Annotated in this window: 26 protein-coding genes; 15 read left to right on the top strand and 11 right to left on the bottom strand. The window is 60.2% G+C overall.

Going from position 1 to position 22,404, the window contains the following annotated elements; genetic code table 11:
* The first annotated feature begins 194 nt into the window (after nucleotides 1-194).
* Nucleotides 195-716 (top strand): DUF3087 domain-containing protein, encoded by a 522-nt coding sequence (locus CAF77_RS06915; protein ID WP_085654221.1) that lies wholly within the window; start codon nucleotides 195-197, stop codon nucleotides 714-716.
* Here the strand turns inward: CAF77_RS06915 and CAF77_RS06910 are convergent.
* On the bottom strand, nucleotides 713-1,099 hold the full coding sequence (locus CAF77_RS06910; protein WP_085654220.1) for a DUF2784 domain-containing protein: 387 nt from the start codon (nucleotides 1,097-1,099) through the stop codon (nucleotides 713-715). The genes CAF77_RS06915 and CAF77_RS06910 overlap by 4 nt on opposite strands.
* Nucleotides 1,100-1,254: 155 nt before the next feature.
* On the opposite strand from CAF77_RS06910, the gene CAF77_RS06905 reads away from it, so the two are divergent.
* From CAF77_RS06905 to CAF77_RS29310, 3 genes are read left to right on the top strand one after another with little or no spacing between them, the layout of a single operon-like run.
* Nucleotides 1,255-1,953, top strand: coding sequence for an AzlC family ABC transporter permease (locus CAF77_RS06905; protein ID WP_011334675.1), 699 nt, complete (start codon nucleotides 1,255-1,257; stop codon nucleotides 1,951-1,953).
* Nucleotides 1,953-2,264, top strand: coding sequence for an AzlD domain-containing protein (locus CAF77_RS06900; RefSeq protein ID WP_166742327.1), 312 nt, complete (start codon nucleotides 1,953-1,955; stop codon nucleotides 2,262-2,264). Before CAF77_RS06905 ends, CAF77_RS06900 begins: the two co-directional genes overlap by 1 nt.
* A gap of 40 nt (nucleotides 2,265-2,304) precedes the next feature.
* Nucleotides 2,305-2,451: a hypothetical protein gene (locus CAF77_RS29310; RefSeq protein WP_170928936.1), complete on the top strand. Its 147-nt coding sequence runs from the start codon at nucleotides 2,305-2,307 to the stop codon at nucleotides 2,449-2,451.
* 46 nt (nucleotides 2,452-2,497) lie between these two features.
* Here the strand turns inward: CAF77_RS29310 and CAF77_RS06895 are convergent, their stop codons facing one another.
* The 4 genes from CAF77_RS06895 to CAF77_RS06880 form a co-directional block, all read right to left on the bottom strand.
* The gene (locus CAF77_RS06895) at nucleotides 2,498-2,770 is read right to left on the bottom strand and encodes a hypothetical protein (protein WP_007950513.1); all 273 of its coding nucleotides are present in this window, start codon (nucleotides 2,768-2,770) and stop codon (nucleotides 2,498-2,500) included.
* Nucleotides 2,771-3,037: 267 nt separating this feature from the next.
* Nucleotides 3,038-3,718, bottom strand: a complete 681-nt coding sequence (locus tag CAF77_RS06890) for an SOS response-associated peptidase (RefSeq protein ID WP_085654219.1) — start codon at nucleotides 3,716-3,718, stop codon at nucleotides 3,038-3,040.
* Between the two features lie 49 nt (nucleotides 3,719-3,767).
* Nucleotides 3,768-4,607: an ABC transporter permease gene (locus CAF77_RS06885; protein ID WP_085654218.1), complete on the bottom strand. Its 840-nt coding sequence runs from the start codon at nucleotides 4,605-4,607 to the stop codon at nucleotides 3,768-3,770.
* A gap of 61 nt (nucleotides 4,608-4,668) precedes the next feature.
* Nucleotides 4,669-5,655: an aliphatic sulfonate ABC transporter substrate-binding protein gene (locus CAF77_RS06880; RefSeq protein ID WP_064379408.1), complete on the bottom strand. Its 987-nt coding sequence runs from the start codon at nucleotides 5,653-5,655 to the stop codon at nucleotides 4,669-4,671.
* Nucleotides 5,656-5,948: 293 nt separating this feature from the next.
* Between CAF77_RS06880 and CAF77_RS06875 the strand changes: the two genes are divergently transcribed.
* The 3 genes from CAF77_RS06875 (at nucleotide 5,949) to CAF77_RS06865 (ending at nucleotide 8,294) form a co-directional block, all read left to right on the top strand.
* The gene (locus CAF77_RS06875) at nucleotides 5,949-6,896 is read left to right on the top strand and encodes an ABC transporter substrate-binding protein (RefSeq protein ID WP_085654217.1); all 948 of its coding nucleotides are present in this window, start codon (nucleotides 5,949-5,951) and stop codon (nucleotides 6,894-6,896) included.
* Between the two features lie 134 nt (nucleotides 6,897-7,030).
* On the top strand, nucleotides 7,031-7,930 hold the full coding sequence (locus CAF77_RS06870; protein WP_085654216.1) for a polysaccharide deacetylase family protein: 900 nt from the start codon (nucleotides 7,031-7,033) through the stop codon (nucleotides 7,928-7,930).
* 121 nt (nucleotides 7,931-8,051) lie between these two features.
* Complete coding sequence (locus tag CAF77_RS06865; protein ID WP_011334667.1) at nucleotides 8,052-8,294, top strand: DUF1652 domain-containing protein; 243 nt, start codon at nucleotides 8,052-8,054, stop codon at nucleotides 8,292-8,294.
* Nucleotides 8,295-8,297: 3 nt separating this feature from the next.
* Here the strand turns inward: CAF77_RS06865 and CAF77_RS06860 are convergent, their stop codons facing one another.
* Nucleotides 8,298-8,660, bottom strand: a complete 363-nt coding sequence (locus CAF77_RS06860; RefSeq protein WP_085654215.1) for an NUDIX hydrolase — start codon at nucleotides 8,658-8,660, stop codon at nucleotides 8,298-8,300.
* A 198-nt stretch (nucleotides 8,661-8,858) separates the two neighbouring features.
* Between CAF77_RS06860 and CAF77_RS06855 the strand changes: the two genes are divergently transcribed.
* Nucleotides 8,859-9,047, top strand: coding sequence for a hypothetical protein (locus CAF77_RS06855; protein ID WP_039766970.1), 189 nt, complete (start codon nucleotides 8,859-8,861; stop codon nucleotides 9,045-9,047).
* Between the two features lie 59 nt (nucleotides 9,048-9,106).
* Here CAF77_RS06855 and CAF77_RS06850 read toward each other — a convergent pair whose 3' ends face one another.
* Nucleotides 9,107-9,346: a hypothetical protein gene (locus CAF77_RS06850; RefSeq protein ID WP_007950501.1), complete on the bottom strand. Its 240-nt coding sequence runs from the start codon at nucleotides 9,344-9,346 to the stop codon at nucleotides 9,107-9,109.
* Between the two features lie 176 nt (nucleotides 9,347-9,522).
* On the opposite strand from CAF77_RS06850, the gene CAF77_RS06845 reads away from it, so the two are divergent.
* Complete coding sequence (locus tag CAF77_RS06845) at nucleotides 9,523-9,858, top strand: hypothetical protein (RefSeq protein ID WP_064379398.1); 336 nt, start codon at nucleotides 9,523-9,525, stop codon at nucleotides 9,856-9,858.
* Between the two features lie 126 nt (nucleotides 9,859-9,984).
* Here CAF77_RS06845 and CAF77_RS06840 read toward each other — a convergent pair whose 3' ends face one another.
* A complete protein-coding gene (locus CAF77_RS06840; protein WP_064379396.1) occupies nucleotides 9,985-10,263 on the bottom strand; it encodes a Rho-binding antiterminator in 279 nt (92 codons plus the stop codon).
* A gap of 242 nt (nucleotides 10,264-10,505) precedes the next feature.
* Here CAF77_RS06840 and CAF77_RS06835 point away from each other — a divergent pair, with 242 nt between their 5' ends.
* The gene (locus CAF77_RS06835) at nucleotides 10,506-11,111 is read left to right on the top strand and encodes a DUF6338 family protein (RefSeq protein ID WP_085654214.1); all 606 of its coding nucleotides are present in this window, start codon (nucleotides 10,506-10,508) and stop codon (nucleotides 11,109-11,111) included.
* A gap of 142 nt (nucleotides 11,112-11,253) precedes the next feature.
* Here the strand turns inward: CAF77_RS06835 and CAF77_RS06830 are convergent, their stop codons facing one another.
* Complete coding sequence (locus CAF77_RS06830) at nucleotides 11,254-12,153, bottom strand: LysR substrate-binding domain-containing protein (RefSeq protein ID WP_064379392.1); 900 nt, start codon at nucleotides 12,151-12,153, stop codon at nucleotides 11,254-11,256.
* Nucleotides 12,154-12,274: 121 nt separating this feature from the next.
* Between CAF77_RS06830 and CAF77_RS06825 the strand changes: the two genes are divergently transcribed.
* Complete coding sequence (locus CAF77_RS06825) at nucleotides 12,275-13,642, top strand: MFS transporter (protein WP_085654213.1); 1,368 nt, start codon at nucleotides 12,275-12,277, stop codon at nucleotides 13,640-13,642.
* A 24-nt stretch (nucleotides 13,643-13,666) separates the two neighbouring features.
* Nucleotides 13,667-14,941: a glucarate dehydratase family protein gene (locus CAF77_RS06820; RefSeq protein ID WP_085654212.1), complete on the top strand. Its 1,275-nt coding sequence runs from the start codon at nucleotides 13,667-13,669 to the stop codon at nucleotides 14,939-14,941.
* Nucleotides 14,942-14,983: 42 nt separating this feature from the next.
* Here the strand turns inward: CAF77_RS06820 and CAF77_RS06815 are convergent, their stop codons facing one another.
* Nucleotides 14,984-15,868 (bottom strand): LysR substrate-binding domain-containing protein, encoded by an 885-nt coding sequence (locus CAF77_RS06815; protein WP_011334658.1) that lies wholly within the window; start codon nucleotides 15,866-15,868, stop codon nucleotides 14,984-14,986.
* Between the two features lie 159 nt (nucleotides 15,869-16,027).
* Between CAF77_RS06815 and CAF77_RS06810 the strand changes: the two genes are divergently transcribed.
* Complete coding sequence (locus CAF77_RS06810; protein WP_085654211.1) at nucleotides 16,028-19,057, top strand: FAD-binding and (Fe-S)-binding domain-containing protein; 3,030 nt, start codon at nucleotides 16,028-16,030, stop codon at nucleotides 19,055-19,057.
* A 115-nt stretch (nucleotides 19,058-19,172) separates the two neighbouring features.
* A complete protein-coding gene (locus tag CAF77_RS06805; RefSeq protein WP_085654385.1) occupies nucleotides 19,173-20,342 on the top strand; it encodes a DUF1624 domain-containing protein in 1,170 nt (389 codons plus the stop codon).
* A 6-nt stretch (nucleotides 20,343-20,348) separates the two neighbouring features.
* Here the strand turns inward: CAF77_RS06805 and CAF77_RS06800 are convergent, their stop codons facing one another.
* Nucleotides 20,349-21,254, bottom strand: a complete 906-nt coding sequence (locus CAF77_RS06800; protein WP_085654210.1) for a LysR family transcriptional regulator — start codon at nucleotides 21,252-21,254, stop codon at nucleotides 20,349-20,351.
* A 131-nt stretch (nucleotides 21,255-21,385) separates the two neighbouring features.
* Between CAF77_RS06800 and CAF77_RS06795 the strand changes: the two genes are divergently transcribed.
* Complete coding sequence (locus CAF77_RS06795) at nucleotides 21,386-22,210, top strand: oxidoreductase (protein WP_085654209.1); 825 nt, start codon at nucleotides 21,386-21,388, stop codon at nucleotides 22,208-22,210.
* The last annotated feature ends 194 nt before the right edge of the window (nucleotides 22,211-22,404 follow it).

Here is a 22,404-nt window from a genome sequence, read left to right as displayed (position 1 = left end):
CGATGTCATTGCCGGTATGGCCAATGGCATCCGAATAGTGTGTATCCATGAATGAAGATGGCACGATCTGCGTGGTATCGCCATGTCCCCGTTGGACGTTGAAAAGATGAAAAGGCGCTCCAGCATAGCTAAATCCGCCTCAGAGGCGATAATGCGCAGCCTCTTTTTAACTCAAGCCATGGAAGCCTGTCGCGATGTTCGAGATTCAACCGATCGATGCCATCACTTATCGCCAGCAGACCCGGCGCAGCACGCTGATCATCGCGGTGCTGTTTCTGGTGCTGGCGATGGTGTTTTCGACTGTGGCGGTGGCGCTGTTCGGCGAGCCGGGCGGGGATAATCTGCGGTTCAATGTCGGCGGGGTGTTTGGCGCATTTCTACTGACGGCGGCGTTGCTGCGCGGGCGATTCTGGAACCAGACCTGGATGGCCCCGGCGGTGTACGGCTGGCGGCTCAAGCGCAGCCTGATGAGCGTGACCAACGTCATGCATCAGGTGATGGCTGCGGTGGAGAAGGGTGATCCGGTGGCGATGAAGGTGCTGCGGTTTTATCACCTCGGCTTGACCCAGATGCATGAACTGGACGGCAACTCCAGCGATCATGCGCAATTGCATCGTGAAGTCGAAGCGCACAAGTCGCGGATGGAGGCGCTCGGTCTGGACACCGATCAGAAGCGCCTCGATCCGGCCTGGCTGGAAACCTTGAAAGCGCGTTAAAACGGAATGCGCGCGGCGCGCCGCAGTTTCCAGCGGCGAATCAAACGCCCGTAGACCAGCAGGTTGACCACCAGCACCACGCTGCCCAGCACCAGCTGAATCTGTGGCGTCAACCCGGTCGGGTAGATGATCGGCCAGACGTAATGTTCGATGAACCCGCCGGCGTATTCGGTCTGCCCGGCAGCGTGACGCATCAGATTTTCCCAATAGGTCAGCGGACAGGTCAGGTGCAACACCTCGACCGCCACGCCCCAGGCCGCCGCTGGCAAATGCAGCCACATCAGCCGTGGCCACTTGAGCACCAGCAGCCCGCCGAACAGCACGAACAGAATGAACAGCAAATGAAACAGCACCAGCCCGTCGGCGGCTATTCGATACAGCATGTCGTCTCCCTGACGCGTGGGTGAATGGTTGCCATGTTACGCCGGTAAACGACTGACGGAAGGAGGGATTTGCGCCAACTGCGCAAGATTGTTCAAGCCACCAACGGGCGTTTGCTGGCAGAGTCCGGGGCCTTGTCTCACGGTTGAAGCGTGTTATGTCTGACTCATCAATGCCGCGCAGTGCCTTTCTTCGCGGAGCCGCGGCGATCATGCCGTTATCGCTGGCCACCGCACCCTGGGGGCTGCTGGCCGGCTCCATGGCGATTGAAGCCAACCTCACGCCGCTGCAAGGGCAGGGCCTGTCGAGCATTGTGTTCGCCGGTGCTGCGCAACTGGTGGCGATCGGCATGCTCAAGGGCGGCGCGGGGATTTTCTCTATTCTGCTGACCACGCTGCTGCTGACTTCGCAACATTTGCTTTACGGCATGAGCATGCGTCATGTGATTTCGCCTTTGCCGGGTCGCTGGCGCATCGGCCTGGGCTTTTTGCTCACCGATGAACTGTTCGCCCTGACCAGTCAACACGACCGCCAGCAGTTCAACCGCTGGTACGCCCTGGGCGTCGGCCTGACGTTCTACATCGCCTGGAATCTCTTCACCCTGGCCGGCATCGTGCTCGGCAGCAGTATTCCGGGACTGGAACACCTGGGGCTGGACTTCTCGATTGCCGCCACCTTCATCGCCCTGATCACCCCGGTGGTGCGCAATGTGCCGACGGTGGTCTGCGTGGCGGTGTCATTGTTCTGCTCGGTTTTGTTCAGTTACTGGCAATGGGGTTCGGCGCTGGTGTTGTCGGGGCTGGCCGGCATGACCGCCGGGTTTATCTGCAACAAGCTGTATCGGGAGCGCACATGATGGTCTGGGCAGTGATTATCGGCATGGGGATTCTGGTGTTCCTCAACCGCTACGTGTTTCTTGAGCCACGCTTGCCAGTGCGCTTGAGCAGCAACGCGCGGCAATTTCTCGGTTTTGCCGTGCCGGGCATGTTGACCGCGATTTGCGGGCCGATTGTGTTCATGCCGGACAAACAACTGAATCTGCAGTGGGATAACCCTTATCTGCTGAGTTCATTAGTCGCAATCGGCTTGGTGATCTACACGCGCAATACATTGCTCAGCATGCTGTTGAGCATGGCGTTCTTCTTTCTACTGCGCTGGTGGCTTTAAGTTCTACGCTTAATGGATGAATTCCATCAGCGAGGTGAACATGGCAACCGAGCAGAACCGTCCAGAGGAAGATGACGAACCGAGTGAAGAAGAGATCGAGCGGGAAAAACACAAGGAGCAGACCTGGAAGCATGACGACAGCCGCGAGTTGTCCGACCGCGATCGGGAGCGCCCGCTGAAACCCTGAACGGCACAACGAAAAAGCCCCGCGGTTGCGGGGCTTTTTCGTTTCATCAAAGATCTTCCAGCTGCGTGAAATCGGGGTGGGAGGCCCGATAACCCAAGGTCTTGTCGATCCAGGCATTCAACTCGTTGACCATCACCGGCGGGTGGCAGGGATAGCTTTCGAGGGTAGCGCGCAGGATGCGGTCGATATCGGGTACGTCACGCAGGTTTCGAGTCTTGATGTAGTGGCCGATAAAACAGTCGAGTTGAAAGCGTTCTGTCGTGGACAGATGAATACACTCCAGGCCTGTGACCTGTTTGATTGCAAAATCGTCGCGCAACTTAATTCTCTGCAAGGCTTGTAAGTTTGTGGGGGATTCCTGGTTTTGCTGACTCTTTGGTCAACTGGTATGCCAAAAGGAAATGCGGCGCGCATGCTATCCGTAGTGTTTGTAAATGTATGTATGACGGTTGAAATGTCAGACGGGCGGTTAGTTCAATCAAACGACTGTTTATGTTGAATGTTTCGCGTTTGAAACACCGCGTGTAACACGCAGGATTCGATTGCTGAACTCCTGCTTTTGATAACGCATCGCGTCGACATTTATTTACGGTACGGCTTCAATCAATTCCGCACCCTGATTGCGGGAGTTGCCCACCGCTTTGCCGACTTTGTGCCAGTGGAACGCTTCGCTGGGTTCGGCTTCAAACAGCAGCATCTGTTCGGCGCGCTCGGTCGGTGTGGCGGGATCGAGCCATTCCTGCACCCGATCAGCGCGCAGCACGATCGGGCGCCGGTCATGCACATCGAGCAGGCCACCTTCGCTGTTGGCGGTAATGATCACAAAGCCGTCTTCATCCCGTGCAGGTTCGCCGGGTGCCGGAAACTGGCCGATGGCGGCGCAGAAAACCGGCTGATGATCAGCCCGACGAATCAGCCAGGGCTGTCGGCCTTTGTCGGGTGCATCGACCCATTCGAACCAGTTGTCGACCGGTACGATCAACCGATGGCGCCAGATCGCGCGAAAAAACGGCCCGTGGGCGACTTTTTCCACTCGCGCGTTGATCGGCGCGGCGCGATCCTTGGCCCAGTGCGGGCGCCAGCCCCAGCGCAAGTTGTCGGCGTACAGCCGTTGTTGGTGCTGATGGAGAATCGCCAGTGAGGTCGTGGGCGCGGCGTTGTAATGCGCCAGCGGCGCGTCGCCGACGTGATTGATCAGCGCATCGGGAATGCTCAGCACTGCGACGAAATCGTGGATGCCCCGGTATTGCGACAGTCTTCCGCACATCGGCCGACCCTCCGGCAGCTGCCTGAAGATTTGAGCTTAGTTGCACGGTTCACTCCTTGCCGCCCTGACCGTTGAAAGCGTCGCGCCAGACCAGCCAGCGGCGCTCCAGAACGGCGAGCAATCCGTCGCTGAGTTTGCCGAGCAGCGCCAGAACGATGATCGCGGCCAGCACGATGTCCGGCCGCGACGTTTCGCGACCGTCACTGAGCAGGTAACCCAGCCCTTTGGTCGCGGCGATCAGTTCGGCCGCCACCAGAAACATCCACGCCAGGCTCATGCCGCTGCGCAATCCGGTGAACAGGCCGGGCAGGGCGGCAGGCAGCAGAATCCGTCGCACCAGTTGCAGCGGGCTGAAGCCGTAGATGTGCCCGACCTCCACCAGTTTGCGGTCGATGTTGCGGATCGCTGCGACCACGTTGACGTACACCGGGAAGAACGCGCCGATGGCGATCAGGACGATTTTCGAGGTCTCGTCGATCCCCAGCCACAAAAGCAACAGCGGCACCCAGGCCAGGCTGGGAATCGAACGCAGCGCGGCGAAAGTCGGTTCCAGATAAGCCTCGGCTTCGCGGCTGAGACCGACCCACGCGGCAAACACCAGCGCCAGACTCGCGCCGATGGCAAACCCCAGCAGCACGCGAATCAGGCTGGCGCCGATGTGTTTCCACAAGGCGCCTTCGGCCAGGTCGGTGAGGGTCAGGGCAATCTCGCTCGGCGCCGGCATCTGGTAGGACGGCAGCCAGCCGATGCGTACGATGAATTCCAGGGCGACCACGATCAGCAGTGGCAGGGCCAGGCCTTTGAAGCGCCGACGCCAGAGCGGATTCAGCAGGGGGAGTTTTCGGCGTGGTGCCGGCACGGCGAGGCGGGCGGGCAAGTCGTTGCTCATGGACGGTTCTCCGCTCACGACAAATCCGCGACGGACGCGGACGTGTCATGGGCCTGATCGGTTACTGGGCGGCGGCGACTTGCTGGAAACCGGTGTCGATCAATTGATCGATGACCTGATCGACATTCACCCCACGGCGCACCAGTTCTTCGGAGACCAGAATCGGCGCGGCGGCTTTCGATGCCAGCACGTCCCTGGCGGTCAATTGCGGGCTGCTCAGGTCGGTGCGCGACAGTTGCAGTTTGGCCACGTCCAGCGGCAGGCCGGATTCGCTGGCGAGCAACTTTGCCAATTCGTCGGGGTTCTTCACCGACCACTCGCGGGCCTGCTCATAGGCCTTGATCACGGTGTCGATGGTTTGCGGGTGTTGCTTGGCGTATTGCTCGGTGACGCTGACCACGCCGTAGCTGTTGAAGTCGCGATTGCGGTACAGCAGGCGCGAGCCGGCCTGCACCTGACTGGCGGCCATGTGCGGATCAAGACCGGCCCAGGCGTCGACATCGCCTTTCTCCAGCGCGGTGCGGCCGTCCGGGTGTTGCAGGTGCACCAGTTCCACGTCGTCCTTTTTCAGCCCGGCCTGTTGCAGGGTGCGCAGGGTGAACAGATACGGATCGGTGCCCTTGGTGGCGGCGATTTTCTTGCCCTTGAGGTCGACGACGGACTGGATCGGCGAGTCCTTGCGCACCACCAGCGCGGTCCATTCGGCGCGGCTGTAGACGTAGACCGATTTGATCGGGCTGCCATTGGCGCGGCTGAGCACGGCGGCGAGGCTGGCCGAAGAGGCGAAATCCACGCCGCCGCTGTTCAGGTATTCCAGCGAGCGGTTGCTGCCCTGGCTCAGCACCCAGCTGATTTTGCTCTGGGGCAGGGCTTTTTCCAGGTAGCCCAGATGTTTGAGCGCCAGGCTGACCGGCGAGTAATAAGCGTAATCCAGATGCACTTCGGCTGGCGGCGCTTCGGCAGCGTGGGCGAGCGGTTGCAGACTCAGGGCTACTGCGCAGGCCGCGAGCAGCGTTTTGACGCGGGAAAACGGTAAGAGGGATTTCATGGGCACGCTCCGGCAAGGCAACAGATTCTTATGTCCAAAAAGATATTTTTATCGAATGCTTCCTGCATGAATGGAATATTGCAGGCTTTATGCCATGTGCGCCTTGTCCCGTATTTACGGGGTTTAACGCCGGTTTTTCAAGTTGGAAGTGTTGCAGGGAAAACACTGTGCCGAGCCACTGTTGCTCGGCCAACAGTGCAACGGGAAGGTGCTGAGCTTATGCGCTAATCGAATTTCAAATCTTATTTGTAAGAGCGTTATGGTCTATAAAAATCCCTTCTGCAGGACTCGCCATGAAGCTCTCACGTTTCCTACGCGCCGCGTTGACCAGCGCACTGTTTGCCACTCCATTGACCTACGCTGCCGAACCCTTGGTCCTGCACGTCGGCGACCAGAATTACTACAACATCCGCGCGTCCATAGAAGCGTCCGGCGTATTGAAGGACGCTCCTTACACGGTCGACTGGAAACACTTCCAGGCCGCTGCTCCGTTGGCCGAAGCGTTGCAGACCGGGTCGCTGGATCTGGGTTTTCTTGGGGATTCAGGGTTTCTGTTTCTGGCCGCCAAACAGGCGCCGGTGAAACTGATCGGTGTATCGCGGCAGAACCCGGACACCATCGCCCTGTTGGTGCCCAAGGATTCTCCGGTGAAAACCATCGAGGATCTGAAGGGCAAGAAAGTCGCCTACTGGCCAGGTGCCTGGAGTCAGCAGTTGACCTTGCGGGCGCTGGAGCAGGACGGTTTGCCGGAAAATTACGTCGACTTCGTCAAGCTGATGCCGATTGATGCAGCGGCGGCGCTGCCACAAGGCAGCATTGATGCGTTCCCGGTCTGGGAACCGTACATCTCCCAGCAGATCGTGTTCTCCGGTGCGCGACCTATTCTCACGGCGAAAAACCTGATGCCGGGCCTGAGTGCGATTGCGGCATCGGCGCCGTCCATCGACAGCAAGCGTGAAGCGATCGCCGATTTCCTCGGACGCCTGAAGCAGGCCCGGGCCTGGGTCGACAGTCACACCGACGAATACGCCGACCTGTGGGCGAAGAAAGCCAACCTCGATCAACAGGTTTCGCGGCACTGGTTGCGCCAGGCGCACATGACGGTCGGCCCGGTGGATCAGCAGGCTGCCGCCGATCTGCAAAGCACGGCCGACTTCCTGTTCAAGGTCAAGGCGCTGCCGGCTCCGCTGGCCACGGCCGGGATCATCGACAGCTCGTTTCAACAGGCGCTGGCACGCTGAGCGAGCGCCGGAACCAAACCCTGTGTATCTTTATCCAACCTCGGCCCATCTCATTGGGTCGCAGGGAGGCAGCAGCGGCGAAGGAGTTTTGCCAATCGACAACATGACCGCAAGGGTCGGGCGCAAGGCAAAACATGACACAGTGGTTCAAGCTTTTCTGCGCGATGGCAGTGGCCGTCGGGTTGGCCGGTTGCATCGCCGCTCCCATCGAAATGACCGAGCAGACCGAGACCCGGCTCAAGGCCCAGGCGCCTGTGCGGTTTCTGTTGACCTTTGATGACGGGCCCAGCGCTTCGAGTTTTTTCAATCCCACCGAAACCGTGCTCGACAGCCTCAAGGACAACCCGCTGGAGCCGGGGATCAAAGCGGTGTTTTTCGTCCAGACCCGCGCACCCCGAGCAGGCAACAGCGAGATCGGTCGGCGAGTCATGCGCCGCGAGTATGACGAAGGGCACATTCTGGGCTTTCACACGGCCACCCATTGGCACACCAATCATCGATTGCTCGACCCGGATGAGCTCGAAACCTCATTGACCAACGGCTCGGCGGACATCGCGGCGATCACTGGCGCGCCGCCGACGTTATTGCGCCCGCCATTCTGGAACTACGACAAACGCACCTTTGCCGCTTATCAGCAGCACCATATGCAGGTGTTGCTGACCGATCTGAGCGCCAATGACGGCAAGATCTGGGGCTTCAACGCCAGTCCCCGGCGGCGGGCGAACATGCTGCGTCAGCTATCGGAAGTCCGCGAACGGATTGCCCTCGGTGAACTGCCAACGGTGGACGGGGTGATTCCGGTGGTGGTGACCTTCCATGACCTCAACCGCTACACCGCCCGCCACACCCGCGAGTACTTGCAGATTCTGCTCGACAGCGCCGCTGCCACCGGCGTGCGACTGGCAGAAAAACCGTTCTATGATGATCGCGCGACATTGGAAAAAGCCGCATTGGCGCGCACCGTGCGTGAGTCGTCGAAACCGGTGAACCTGCCAGGGATCTGGAACTGGATCTGGGACCATGACGCCCACTGAGTGCGGTGATGTGAAATGTGAAGCGGTTGGCAAATTCTGCAGGTGTCGGCGCAAGCGGGGCGATAAAAGCTCATCTATGCTCATCGGGTTGCCCGAGCCAACGCCTGTGAGGCGTGCCCCCATGATCGCCATTGCCGACATTTGCCGCATCGTCGAATCCGGCTTCTCGCCGCTGTATTGCGATTGCACCGAAACGGCGCAGGGACTCTTGCAGATCAAGGTTTACGAACCCGACAGCGGGCGTGTCGAGCTGTTGCTCAACGGGGTTTCCCCGGAGCATCTGGTCACCATTCGTGACATCTCCAATTTCATTGGCGAGCTACGCACGGAAATGAGCGCCGGACGCCGGGCGTTCGCCGGCTGACGGTCAAAGACGCCGCTGAAAGGCGCGGACGATGCTCAGCGTGGCGTCACTGACGTTCAGGTTCTGCACCGCATCCAGCGGGTGCCAGAGACAGTCGACAATCTCATTCAACGGGCGAACCTGATCAATGTTCAGCACCGACGCCTCGTAGACGTGGTGGCGTGTGGTGCCGTTCTGCAACTCCATCAGGTACAACAACTGATCGGTGCTGAGCCCGGTTTCTTCCTGGAGTTCGCGGGCGGCGGCTTGCTCGCGGGTTTCTCCCGGCTCGACGGTGCCCCCCGGCAGTGTCCAGCGGCATCTGGGTTTGCGCACCAGGAGAATATGCCGATCCTGCTCGCAGATGACGGTTGCTCTTACTTTCATGTGTTACCCGATTGCCGTTTGTCATAAATCTGTCATGAATTAGCAATATTTGGGCCGCTGCCGGTTTAGAGCTTCTGAGTGCCTGGCAGGGGCAAAAGTGCCGGAGACTTGACGCTGCTATGGTGCGACGTCCGGTCGGCACGATGAAGCGCTGCGGGTGTAAGGTGCAAAAGTTCGTTACAGAGACAGGAGGTGCCTATGAGCATGGCGATGCTGAACAAAATGCACATGAATGGCTACGACGTACTCAGCGTCAACAATGGCCCTTGGCGAGTCTGCACGCAGGGTGACCGGCTCGCTTCGTTTGCCAGTCGCGAGGAAGCGCTGGCGTATGCCGCTGCGCTGCCGGGGTACAAGAGCCGTGTACGCGGTCGCAAGACAGGCTGAAGGCCTGTGGAGAAAAAGCCCCGGATGTCCGGGGCTTTTTGTTGTGGACCGGGTGGGTTTCAGTGGACTTTGGTTCGGCTGATGGCGCGGGCTTTCACTTCCCGGGCATACAGTTGCAGGCGTTCCTCATCGCTTTGCAGCACCTCGCAGGATCTGAGCACCGCCTGGGCGTCCGCTTCATTGCCTGACTGGCGCAGTTGCTCGGCGATGCGCTTGAGGTCCACCGCCGACCATCTCAGGTCCGATGCCACGCTTTGCAGGTCACGCTGAAGTTCGTGTTCGTATTCATTGAGCCGCATGATCACCTCCGGAACATTCTCGGTAAAACAGAGTAGCTGCATTTTTTGGGAGTGGGGCAAGGTCATCTGTCGGTGAGCTGATGAGTCCGGTTTACGAGGAATACAGGCCGAGCGCTACGATGGATGTCTGAACAGTTACAGGGTACATTCGCGTTTTTTCAGATGAAGGAATTACCATGCGGATGTTGATCGGGGGGATGCTGATGGCGGCATTGGCCGGTTGTTCGTTGCCTGCTTCACTGGTGCCGGGCGAGCCGAATGTCAGCAAGATCAGCGGTAAGGCTCCCAAAGACTACGCCGCGTGTGTATTGCCGCTGTGGCAGCAGGACGTTGCCAGGACGTCCCAGGCAGCAATTTCCAATGGCTACCGGATCACTGCGCCGAGCATCGTCACCGCCGACGAGATTCTCGATGTGGTCAAGTACAAGGACGGCAGCCGCGTTTCCCTGTATCAGGGGCCGCCGTGGGCGAAGTCCGGGTCGTTGCGCAAAGCGGTGCGCGACTGTCTGTAGGGTCACAAACCGGCCAGCGGCTGACCGTGAGATTGCGCTGGCTGCTGCGGATCCGGTGATTCCCGTGTCGCGTAAAGCGACGTGTCACAAAAAAATCCCGCCGGTTGATTCCGAGCGGGATTTTTTTCAGATTGCGCAAACCCCTTCGGCAAGGACCACCCGACCGAACTCGGCGTTGGTCTCCTGAGGCGTGATGGCAAGCAGTTGGTCGAGGCGAATTTCCTGTTGCGCGGCTTGTTGCTCGATCACCAGGAATTCTTCTTTGTCACTGCTGGTTCGCGTGGTCACGGCTTTGGCCATCAGCCGCTGACCGTCGATCAACTCGATGTCGAGCTGATAGCCGCGCAGGCAAGCGATTTCCAGGTAGTCGTAAAGGTCACAATTCAATGGCTGATAACGGGTCATGGCGTTACTCCTCGAAACCTTGCGCGATGATGAAACGATCCAGGTCGTGCATCAACCCTCATGCGGCGGTGCTGATGGCGGCAGAGAAGGGCGTGGATCGAATTCTGCAGGATATGTAATGCGCGGTGACAGATGATCGCGAGCGTTTCTCCCGCGTGCACTAGGCTTTGAATGCCGGCTCATTACGGGCCGGCATCGCTGTTTTAGGAGGAGTGTTTTTTTGATTCAAGGAGCGACCGATCATGGATGATCTGGTGAAAGAAGTGATTCCGTTGTTGCAGTACCTGATCCCGGGGTTTGTCTCGACCTGGATTTTCTACACCCTGACGGCGTTCAAACGGCCGGATACGTTCGGACAGATTGTGCAGGCGTTGATTTTCACGTTTGTGATTCACGGGATGGTGCTGGGTATTGGGGCAGTTTGTGTGTGGGTGGGAGAGCAGGGGATTTCTGTAGGGAGATGGGATGCGAAAGCTGAAACGTGCTGGGCATTTTCTGCGTCCTTGCTGCTGGGATTGATGGCTTGTTGTCTGGCAACTAATGGCAAATTGCATAGGTGGTTGCGCAGCAGAAACGTAACGAAACAATCTTCCTATCCCAGTGAATGGTTCTGCGCGTTTGCTCAATATGACCGATTCATCACCCTTCATCTGGAGGATGAAAGGCGCGTCCTAGGCTGGCCAGTCGAGTGGCCACCGGAGTCGAGCACCGGGCAGTTCTTGATGAGGTTTCCACGCTGGCTCAATGAAGATGGCAAATTGGATCCTATTGGCGCTGAATTTTTGCTGATAGATTCCGCGAAGGTTAAATGGGTTGAATTCAGCCCGGCATCAGAGGGTTCATCATGACCGCCAGAGCACCGCAACCAATGCCGCAACATCTGGAGCGACTTTTCGTAGGGCCCGACGGGAAGCTGTTGGAGAAACCATTGATCACAGGCCCAAAGGCACCACCACCGCTGAAGTACCCCCCATCATCGCAAGCCCGCTCTTAACCCCATCCATCCTTCACCGCCCGGCGAATGCCCTCCAGCAACATCGCAAACGCCGGGTTGTCGTTGTTCTCCCGCCAGATCAGATGCAGCTCGCTCTGCACCCCTTCGCCCAGGTCGATCTCGCGAAACACCACATTCCTGAACACCACACTGGTCGCGCAACGCGGCACCAGCGCCAGTCCCATGCCTGCATTGACCAGCGCCAGAATCGTCAATGAAGACCCCAGCCACTGCACATAATCCGGAGCGACGCGGGCCGAGCGCAGCATGCCGGTGAGCAATTCGTTGAACGGTGGATAGGCCGCGTGGGAATACATCAGGAACGGCTGCCCATCCAGATCCTTCACTGAAACGTCGTCTGCCTCCGCCAGTCGATGGCCGCTCGGCACCGCCAGCACAAATGGCTCGCGCACCAGGCATTCGGTGGCGTAACCAGGCTCGAGCAACGGCGCGCGGACGATGCCCAGATCGATGCGTCGGGCACGCAGGGCTTCGTGTTGCTGATAGGTGTTCATTTCAGTCAGGTCGATCTTCACCTGCGGCTGCTTGAGGCGCGCCTCGGCGATGACCTTGGGCAGAAATTCGTACACCGCGCTGCCGACAAAACTGATGTTCACCGAACCGATATCGCCCTCGGCAAAGCGCCGGGCGGTGACGGCAGCCTGTTGCGCGCGTTCGAGCAGATTCTGCGCTTCGATGAAAAACGCCCGGCCGGCGGCGGTGAGCGCGACACTGCGCGTGCTGCGGGTAAACAGTTCGACGCCCAGATGATGTTCCAGTAACTGGATCTGCCGGCTGAGTGGCGGCTGGGTCATGTTCAACCGCTCGGCGGCACGGCGGAAGTTGAGTTCGGTGGCGACAGTGGTGAAGCAGCGCAGTTGGGTCAATTCGAACATTGATCTAATCCAGGTATCAATCGAATGCCAGGTTAGATTAGACGGGATCAATTGCCCCGTCCATGATCGCTCTACGCCTGAACAGGCCTTCCCTACAAAAACAAAGATCGGGAGTCGCCCCTTGAAAACCCTCCAGAGTCCGCCGGACATCACGGTACTCGCCTGCGCCGCCGCCAAGGTCAAGCGCCACGTGCTGCCGTTGTTCGTGGTGATGTTCATCGTCAACTACATCGACCGGGTCAACATCGGTTTCGTGCGCAGTCATCTGGAAACCGATCTGGGTATCGGCGCTGCCGCCTATGGCCTTGGCGCCGGTCTGTTTTTCATCGGTTACGCCTTGTTTGAAGTGCCGTCCAACATGCTTCTGCAACGCTACGGCGCCCGCGCCTGGCTGACGCGGATCATGTTCACCTGGGGCGCAGCGGCGATGGCCATGGCGTTCGTCAAAGGCGAAACCAGTTTCTACGTGCTGCGCTTCATCCTGGGCGCTGCCGAAGCCGGGTTCTTCCCGGGGATCATTTATTACTTCACCCAATGGCTGCCGGCTTCTGAACGCGGCAAGACCATGGCGGTGTTTCTCAGCGGCTCGGCAATCGCTTCGGTAATTTCCGGTCCAGTGTCCGGCGCGCTGTTGCATATCAGCGGTCTGGGCCTGCACGGCTGGCAGTGGATGTTCCTGATCGAAGGTGCCGCGTCGGTAGTGCTCTGCGGGTTTGTCTGGTTCTGGCTGCAATCCCATCCGCGTCAGGCCAAGTGGCTGACCGAAGAGGAGCGTGAAGCGCTGGTGATGGCAATCACCGAGGAACAACGTGCCCGCGAAGCGACCCACGTCGCCAAACCATCGATGTTCAAACTATTGGCGGATCGGCAGATCGCATTGTTCTGCTTCATCTACTTCTCCATCGCCCTGACCATCTACGGCGCCACCTTCTGGCTGCCGAGCATGATCAAGAAAATGGGCAACCTCGGCGACTTCCAGGTCGGGCTGCTCAACTCGGTGCCGTGGATCATTTCCATTGTCGCGATGTACGGCTTTGCGGCGCTTGCGGGCAAGTGGAAATTCCAGCAGGCCTGGGTCGCACTGACGCTGGTGATCGCATCGTTCGGCATGTTCATGTCCACCACCGGCGGGCCGATTTTCGCCTTCGTCGCCATCTGTTTCGCGGCCATCGGTTTCAAGGCGGCTTCGGCACTGTTCTGGCCAATTCCGCAGAGCTATCTGGATGCGCGCATCGCGGCGGCAGTCATTGCGCTGATCAACTCCATCGGCAATCTGGGCGGCTTCGTTGCGCCGACCGCGTTCGGTTTTCTGGAACAGACCACCGGCTCTATCGAGGGCGGTCTGTATGGCCTGGCCGCTACTTCGCTGGTAGCGGCAGTAGTGATCTTCTTCGCCCGCATGGCGCCAGGCGCCAAAGGCAACACCCCGGCAAAGCCTGAACCCGAAACCGCCGTTGCGCCGACGGCCAACCCGGTGGCGAGCCACTGATTCCGACTCAACAGGAGCGTCATTTTGAAAATCACTCGCGTCACCGTCACTCCGATCGCTTTCCGTGATCCGCCGCTGCTCAACGCCAGTGGCATCCATGAACCGTTCGCCCTGCGCTCGATCATCGAGATCGAGAGTGACAACGGCTACATCGGCCTCGGCGAAAGCTATGGCGATGCCCCGGCGTTGGCGATCCAGCAACAGGTGCAGTCGCAGTTGATCGGCCTCGATCCGTTTAATCTCAATCAGCTGCGTCGGATCGTTCAGACCACGGTTGCCGCCCACAAACCGGCCAGTCTGGCGGGTGCCGAACTGGCGCCCGGTTCCCACGCCAGCAAGGCCGTCAGCAATGCGTATTCGGCGTTCGAAGTGGCGTTTCTCGACTTGCAGGCCCATTACCTGAATGTGCCGCTGGTGGATCTGCTGGGCGGAGCGGTGCGCGACGAAGTGCCGTTCAGTGCCTACCTGTTTTTCAAGTATGCGCAGCACGTCGATTCACCCTACAAACCGGACAACTGGGGCGAGGCGCTGAACGAGCAGCAAATCGTCGCCCAGGCTGCGCGGATGATCGAGGCGTACGGTTTCAAGAGCATCAAGCTCAAGGCCGGCACGTTGCCGCCGGAGCACGAAGTGGCGTGCATCAAGGCGCTGAAAAAGGCCTTTCCCGGTTATCCACTGCGCATCGATCCCAACGGCAACTGGTCGCTGGAAACCTCGATCCGCATGGCCGAGTTGCTGGGTGATGATCTGCAGTATTACGAGGATCCGACCCCGGGTCTCGACGGCATGGCCGAGCTGCACAAACGCACCGGGCTACCGCTGGCCACCAACATGGTGGTCACTGATTTCGACGAGTTCCGCCGCAGCGTGGCGCAGAACAGCGTGCAGATTGTCCTCGCCGATCACCATTACTGGGGCGGTCTGCGCGACACCCAGACCCTGGCGAAAATGTGCGACACCTTCGGCCTCGGCGTGTCGATGCATTCCAACTCACACCTGGGCATCAGCCTTATGGCCATGGCGCACGTGGCGGCTGCGGTGCCGAATCTGGATTACGCGTGCGACACCCATTATCCGTGGCAGGAGCCGGATGAAGAGGTGATCAAGGGCGGCAAGCTGCCGATTGTCGATGGCTGCGTGAAGATCACGCGTGCGCCGGGCCTGGGGCTGGAACTGGATCACGATCAACTGGGCAAGCTGCATGACCAGTACCTGACCTGCGGCATCCGCCAGCGCGATGATGTGCGGCAGATGCAACGCTATAAACCTGACTGGAAAGCGCTGAAGCCGCGATTCTGATCGAGCAAAACCAGAGGGCGCCAAACGGCGCCCTCTGTTGTTTCAAAGCGTACGCATCAACCAGTCGCGAAACGCCTTCAGCGACGCCAGCGACTCATTGCGCGCCGGGTAAACCAGGTAATAGCTGCGCCGGCTGCTGATCGGTTCACCCAGTTGCAATAGCTCGCCGTTATGCAATTCATCTTCCACCAGAATCCTCGGCACCAGCCCGATCCCGATATTGGCGCGCACGGCCTGGATCAAGTGCGAGGTCATCTCGAAACTCGGGCCAATGCGCATACTGCGATGGGGCAGGGCATGATGGCTGAACCACTCGGACCAGGCCTGAGCGTTGCTGCTGACGTTGAGCAGCAGTTGCCCGGCGATGTCCTTGTCGGCCGCACGGCGTTCGGCATCGGACAGCTGCGCACTGGCGATCACCACCAGTTCTTCGGTGTGCAGGCGGTGGGCGGTCAGCCCCGGCCAGTCACCGCCACCGACGCAAATCGCCGCGTCGATTTCGCTGGTGTCGAAGTCAATCGTCTCGATGCGCGAATGAAGATGAACGGTCATGCCCGGGTGCGCGGTGTAGAAATCCTTCAAGCGCGGCAGCAGCCATTTCGAGCCGAAGGTCGGCAGGGTCGCCAGGCGCAAACTGTGGATGCCTGAGCCAAATGCCATGGCCTGCAAGGTCGCACTGCGGATCTGGCCGAGGGCTTCGGACAGTTCGCGCTGATACATGCGCCCGACGTCGGTAAGGATCACCCGCCGGCCTTCGCGGCTGAACAGGCGCATGCCGAGCATCTTTTCCAGAATCTGCACCTGCCGGCTGACGGCGCTCTGAGTCAGCGACAGTTCGTGGGCGGCGCGGGTGTAGCTTTCATGGCGTGCAGCGGCTTCAAAAGCCAGCAGCAACGACATCGAGGGAGTGAGGGTTCGCGGATTCATTCGTTTTAGTCATGGATTGCGGGTCGATTTTACGGTTGTCCCGACATCGCTCTGCAATGAACATAAGGCCTATGAGATGGCGGGAGCGTGACGCAATCATTCCTTGCGCACAACTGTTCACCGCCACACGGCCCGTTTTTGACCGAGATTGCCCTCCCGATGATTGCCCAGCTGTCGCCTTCCACTGCGTTGAACACCGATTACCAACAGTTTCTCAAAGCCCTTGAAACCGGCGGTTTTCGCGGCGAAATCAGTGCCGACTACGCCAGCCGCGTGGTGCTGGCCACCGACAACTCGATCTATCAGCGCTTGCCGCAAGCGGCGGTGTTCCCGCGTGATGCCGACGACGTGGCGCTGCTGGCGCGCCTGATCGCCGAACCGGCTTACCAAAAAGTGGTGATCACGCCTCGCGGCGGCGGCACCGGCACTAACGGCCAGTCGTTGACCGACGGCATCGTCGTTGACTTGTCGCGGCACATGAACCGCATCCTCGAAATCAACGTTGAACAGCGTTGGGTGCGGGTGCAGGCCGGTGTGGTGAAGGATCAACTCAACGCCGCCCTGAAATCCGCCGGGCTGTTTTTCGCCCCGGAACTGTCGACCTCGAACCGGGCCACCGTCGGCGGCATGATCAACACCGACGCCAGCGGCCAGGGCAGTTGCACCTACGGCAAGACCCGCGACCATGTGCTGGAGCTGCACATGGTTCTGCGCGGTGGCGAACGTTTGCACGGCCGCCCGCTGGAAGAAAGCGAGCTGGCAGCGGAGTGCGCCCGCGAGGGCCGGGCCGGCGAAGTGTATCGCTGCGCGCGGCAAATCATCGACGAGCAGGGCGAGCTGATCCGGGAAACTTTCCCCGATCTCAACCGCTGCCTGACCGGCTACGACCTGGCGCACCTACGCGAAGCCGACAACCGTTTCAACCTCAACAGCGTGCTGTGCGGCGCCGAAGGTTCGCTGGGGTTTGTGGTCGAGGCCAAGCTCAACGTGTTGCCGATCCCCAAGCACACGATGCTGGTGAACATTCGCTACGCCGGCTTCATGGATGCCTTGCGCGATGCCCGGGCGTTGATGGCGCTCAAGCCATTGTCGATCGAAACCGTCGACTCCAAAGTGCTGTTGCTGGCGATGCAGGACATCGTCTGGCACGGCGTCGCCGAGTACTTTCCGGAAAGCGCCGAGCGGCCGACGCTGGGGATCAACCTGGTGGAATTCTGCGGCGACGATCCCGAGGAGCTGCAACGCCGGGTCGAAGCCTTCGTCCAACACCTGGGTAACGACGCCACAGTCGAGCGCCTGGGCCATACGCTGGCCGTCGGTCATGCAGCGGTGAACCGTGTCTACGGCATGCGCAAACGAGCGGTGGGTCTGCTCGGCAACGTCGCCGGTGAAGCGCGGCCGCAGCCGTTCGTTGAAGACACCGCTGTGCCGCCACAACACCTGGCCGAGTACATCGCCGAGTTGCGCGACCTGCTCGACAGTCACCAACTGCAATACGGCATGTTCGGCCACGTCGATGCCGGCGTGTTGCACGTGCGGCCGATTCTCGACATGAAGGATCCGCAACAAGCCGCACTGGTGCGTCCCGTTTCGGACGGCGTCGCCGCGCTGACCCAGCGTTACGGCGGCCTGCTGTGGGGCGAGCACGGCAAGGGCCTGCGTTCGGAATATGCACCGGCGTTCTTCGGTGAGTTGTACCCGGCGTTGCAAGCCTTGAAGGCGGCGTTCGATCCATTCAACCAGTTCAATCCCGGCAAGATCGCTACGCCGGACATTCCCGGCGCGGCATTGCTGAAGATTGACGAAGTGACCCTGCGCGGCGAACTCGATCGGCAGATCGACGAGAAGGTCTGGCAGGACTACGGCGCGGCCATGCATTGCAACGGCAACGGCGCCTGCTACAACTTCGATCCCGACGATGCGATGTGCCCGTCTTGGAAAGCCACCCGCCAGCGCGCGCAATCGCCGAAGGGCCGTGCTTCGCTGATTCGCGAATGGCTGCGGTTGCAGGGCGAGGCGGGGGTTGATGTGTTGGCCGATGGCAGCCGCCGTCCGCCGTTTTTCAGCACGTTGGTCCAGCGCTGGCGCAACAGTCGTGCGCAGGAACAGGACTTCTCCCATGAGGTGTACGACGCCATGGCCGGCTGCCTGGCGTGCAAATCCTGCGCGGGGCAGTGCCCGGTGAAAGTCAACGTGCCGGACTTCCGCTCGCGGTTTCTCGAGCTGTATCACACCCGTTATCTGCGGCCGGCGCGGGATTACCTGATCGCCTCGCTGGAGTACACGATTCCGTACATGGCGTGGATTCCGTTGCTCTACAACGGCTTGATGGGCGCCTCGTTCAGCCGTCGATTGATAGAGCGCTTGGGCGGGATGGTCGATGTACCGTTGCTCAGCCGTTTTGATTTCCACGCGGCGATGCGTCGCTGGCAGGTTCAGCCGGCGTCAGTCGAGGCATTGTCGGCGCTGACTGCAGCCCAGCGCGAACGCAGTGTGGTGCTGGTGCAGGATGCCTTCACCCGGTATTTCGAGGCGCCATTGTTGGCGGATCTGATCGAGCTGATTTCGCGACTGGGCTATCAGGTTTATCTGGCACCGTTCAGTGCCAACGGCAAGCCGCTGCATGTGCAGGGTTTCCTGTCGGCGTTCAATCGCGCGGCGTTGCGCAATGCCGGGCAATTGCGCGCACTGGCCGAGATCGGCGTGCCGTTGGTGGGGCTCGACCCGGCCATGACCCTGGTCTACCGCCAGGAATATCTGAAAGTCCCGGGGATGGAGCAATGCCCGGAGGTGGCGCTGGTGCAGGAGTGGTTGCTCAAGGTCATGCCGGAGCAAGTCGGTAAGCACCGCGACGAAACCTTCCGCCTGCTGGCGCACTGCACCGAAAAAACCAACGCCCCGGCCGCCACTCGGCAATGGGAGCAGGTGTTCGAACGTGTCGGCCTGAAGCTCGCGACCCAGGCCACCGGGTGCTGCGGCATGTCCGGCACTTACGGACACGAAGCGCGCAATCGCGAGACCTCGGCGGTGATCTACGAGCAATCCTGGGCGAAGCAGATCGAGGCGCCGATGGAAAAGGGCGAGGCGCTGGCCACCGGGTATTCCTGCCGCAGTCAGGTCAAGCGTCAGGCCGATCGACAGTTGCGCCATCCGTTGCAGGTCGTGCTGGAAATCCTGCGCACTGCGTGATCGCTGTTTGAGAACCGCTAGCGATTGGATCGGTTTTTCATGTTATAAGGTAACGCAAATTATGTGGCCGCTTTCGGGCGGTCGCATCGATCAACCTTTCGATTGCGATACCTCCATGACGATTGCGGTTCCCCGTTCTGCCCCCTCGGCGACTGGCCGGTTGCTGTCCATTGATGCGCTGCGTGGCCTGGTCATTCTGTTCATGTTGCTGGACCACGTGCGCGAAACCTTTCTGCTGCATCGTCAGGTCACTGACCCGATGGACATCGCCAGCACCGAGCCGGCGCTGTTCTTCAGCCGTACCCTGGCGCACCTGTGTGCGCCGGTGTTCGTGTTGCTGACCGGGTTGTCGGCGTGGCTGTTCGGCGAGAAGTACGACGGCAAGGCTGACGTCAGTGCCTTCCTGTTCAAGCGCGGACTGTTTCTGGTCGCGCTCGAATTCACCCTGGTGAATTTCGCCTGGACGTTCCAGCTGCCACCAACGGTGATCTACCTGCAAGTGATCTGGGCGATCGGCCTGAGCATGATCGCGTTGTCGCTGCTGGTCTGGCTGCCACGCTGGCTGCTGTTGACGCTGAGCCTGGCGATCATCGCCGGGCACAACCTGCTCGACGGGCTGCACTTCGCAACGGAGTCGGCGCTGCACGTACCGTGGGCAATCCTGCATGACCGTGGCTGGATCGAGGCCGGTGAGACCTTGCGTCTGCGCACCTCGTACCCGTTGTTGCCGTGGATCGGCGTGATCGGGCTGGGTTACGCGCTGGGGCCGTGGTTCGCTCGCGCTGCAGATGCCGGAGTGCGGCAGCGCCGTTTGTTGATCGGAGGTATCGCCGGGCTGTTGGGGTTCGTGGCTCTGCGACTGGTCAACGGTTATGGCGAGAAACCGTGGTCGATCAGTGACAACAGCCTGCAAACCCTGATGAGCTTTTTCAACATCACCAAATACCCGCCGTCGCTGTTGTTCATCACGTTGACGGTGAGTGTCGGGCTGCTGCTGTTGCTGGTGTTCGAGCGCGCGCAGGATCGACGCTGGATTCGCTGGCTGACGGTGTTCGGTTCGGCGCCGATGTTTTTCTATTTGCTGCACCTGTATGCGCTGAAGGTGCTGTACCTGATCGGTGTGGCGTTGTTCGGGCTTAATCAGGGCACGTATTTCGGTTTTTCATCGGTGACGGCGGTTTGGCTGGCGGCGATGGTGCTGGCGGTCGTGTTGTTCCCGGCCGTGCGCTGGTTCTCGGAGTTGAAGGCCCGGCGGCGCGACATTGCCTGGTTGAAATATCTGTAAAGCGGCTCAGCCCGTTTTGCCATCGCGGGCATTGCGGGCGAAATCGATAAACGCCTTGAGCGGCGCCGGTACGTGGCGCCGACTCGGGTAATACAGATGCAGGCCGGGATAGTACGGGCACCAGTCCGCCAGCACCTGCACCAGCCGCCCGCTCGCCAAGTGCTCGCGGGCCATGTCCTCGAACACATAGGCCAGGCCCAAACCCTGCAACGCGGGGCCGATCATCAGGCTGACATCGCCCAGGGTCAGCGGGCCGTTGACCTCGATTTCCTGGTCTATACCACCTCGTTTGAATTCCCAGCGGTATATCGAACCGCTCGGGAACCGATGTCGGATGCAGGGCAGGGGCTGCAAATCTTCAGGTTTCTGTGGCGCGGGATGTCGTTCGAAAAAGCCGGGTGATCCGACCACCACTGAACGCAGATTCGGTCCGATGGGTAACGACACCATGTCAGCTTCCAGCCGGTTGCCGAAACGCACACCCGCATCGAATCCGGAGGCGACGATATCCAGCAGCGCATCGCTTTCGACCACTTCCAGGCGGATGTCCGGATAGGCCTGAAGGAACGCCCCGGCAATCGGTAGCAGGACCAGTTCGCAGGCCTGGCGCCCCGCAGTGATGCGCAGGTTACCGGAAGGTTTGTCGCGAAATTGATTGAGGTCTTCGAGGGCGTCGTCGATGTCGCGAAACGCCGGTTTCAGCCGCGCGTATAACCGCTCGCCCGCTTCGGTCAGCGCCACACTGCGGGTGGTGCGATTGAACAGGCGCACGCCCAGGCGATTTTCCAGAGCCCGCAACGAATGACTCAGCGCGGACGGTGTCAGGCCCAGATCCACCGCTGCACGGCTGAAATTCAGGTGCTGGGCGATGCATAGAAAGATCGGCAGATCCGCCGTGGACGGGGTTTTCATTTGTGAGCGCCTTTCACAAAGTCATGAAAATTTGTTGGGATTATCACATCAGTAGCACGGCTTTAAAGTCGACTCAACTCATCAAGAAGGCCCCGGCAATCTCGCCAGGGTCACCGACAGGAGGAGTTGATATGCGTACCTGGCTGATTACCGGAGCTTCCCGTGGTTTTGGCATCCTTATCGCTGAGCAGGCCCTGCGTGCCGGTGACGCCGTGATTGCCACCGCCCGCAATCCGCAAGACATCACCGACCGCCTCGGCGATCACCCGAACCTGCTGGCCGTGCGGCTGGACGTCACCCGCGAAGAGGAAGCCCACCAAGCGGTGGCAGAAGGCATCAAACGCTTCGGCCGCATCGATGTGCTGATCAACAATGCCGGCTTCGGCGTGTTGGGCGCCGTCGAAGAAACCAGCGCCAGCGAAACCGAGCGCCTGTTCGCCACCAACGTGTTCGGCCTGCTCAACGTCACCCGCGCCGTGCTGCCGCACATGCGCGCCCAGCGCAGTGGACGGGTCATCAACATCTCGTCGATTGGCGGTTATCAGGCCTACGTGGGCTGGGGTGTCTATGGCTCGACCAAGTTCGCAGTGGAAGGCATCAGCGAAGCGCTGCATCAGGAACTGGCGCCGCTGGGCATTCATGCCACGGTGGTTGAACCGGGCTTCTTCCGCACCGACTTCCTCGACGAGCAGTCGCTGATCAAGACCGCGCTGGTGCTGCCGGACTACGACGAAACCGTGGGCAAGATGCGCACCTTTGCCGAAGCGGCCAACCATGCGCAACCGGGCGATCCGCAGAAGTTTGCCGAAGCGATGCTGGCGCTGGTCAACGCACCGAACCCGCCGCAGCGTCTGGCGCTGGGCAGCGACACGGTTGCACGAATCGAGGCGAAGAACCGCTTGGTGGCGCAGGAACTGGCCGAGTGGAATGAGCTGGCGTTGTCCACGGATTTCTAGGACTGAAACAAGACCTGTGGGAGCGGGCTTGCCCGCGAAGGCGGAGTGTCAGGCACCTTAAACGGAGGCTGACACTCCCTCTTCGCGAGCAAGCCCGCTTGTATGTTTAGACTTGAAGGGGTGGGCGGGACTAAAAGCTCGATTCCGACTCTAGCCAGTACGGACCGTGGGAGACTTCTCGTCCCGCCCTTTCT

Source organism: Pseudomonas sp. R15(2017) (genome assembly GCF_002112685.1).
Taxonomy (GTDB): Bacteria; Pseudomonadota; Gammaproteobacteria; order Pseudomonadales; family Pseudomonadaceae; genus Aquipseudomonas; species Aquipseudomonas glycinae.
This window is presented reverse-complemented; position numbering and strand designations above follow the sequence as displayed.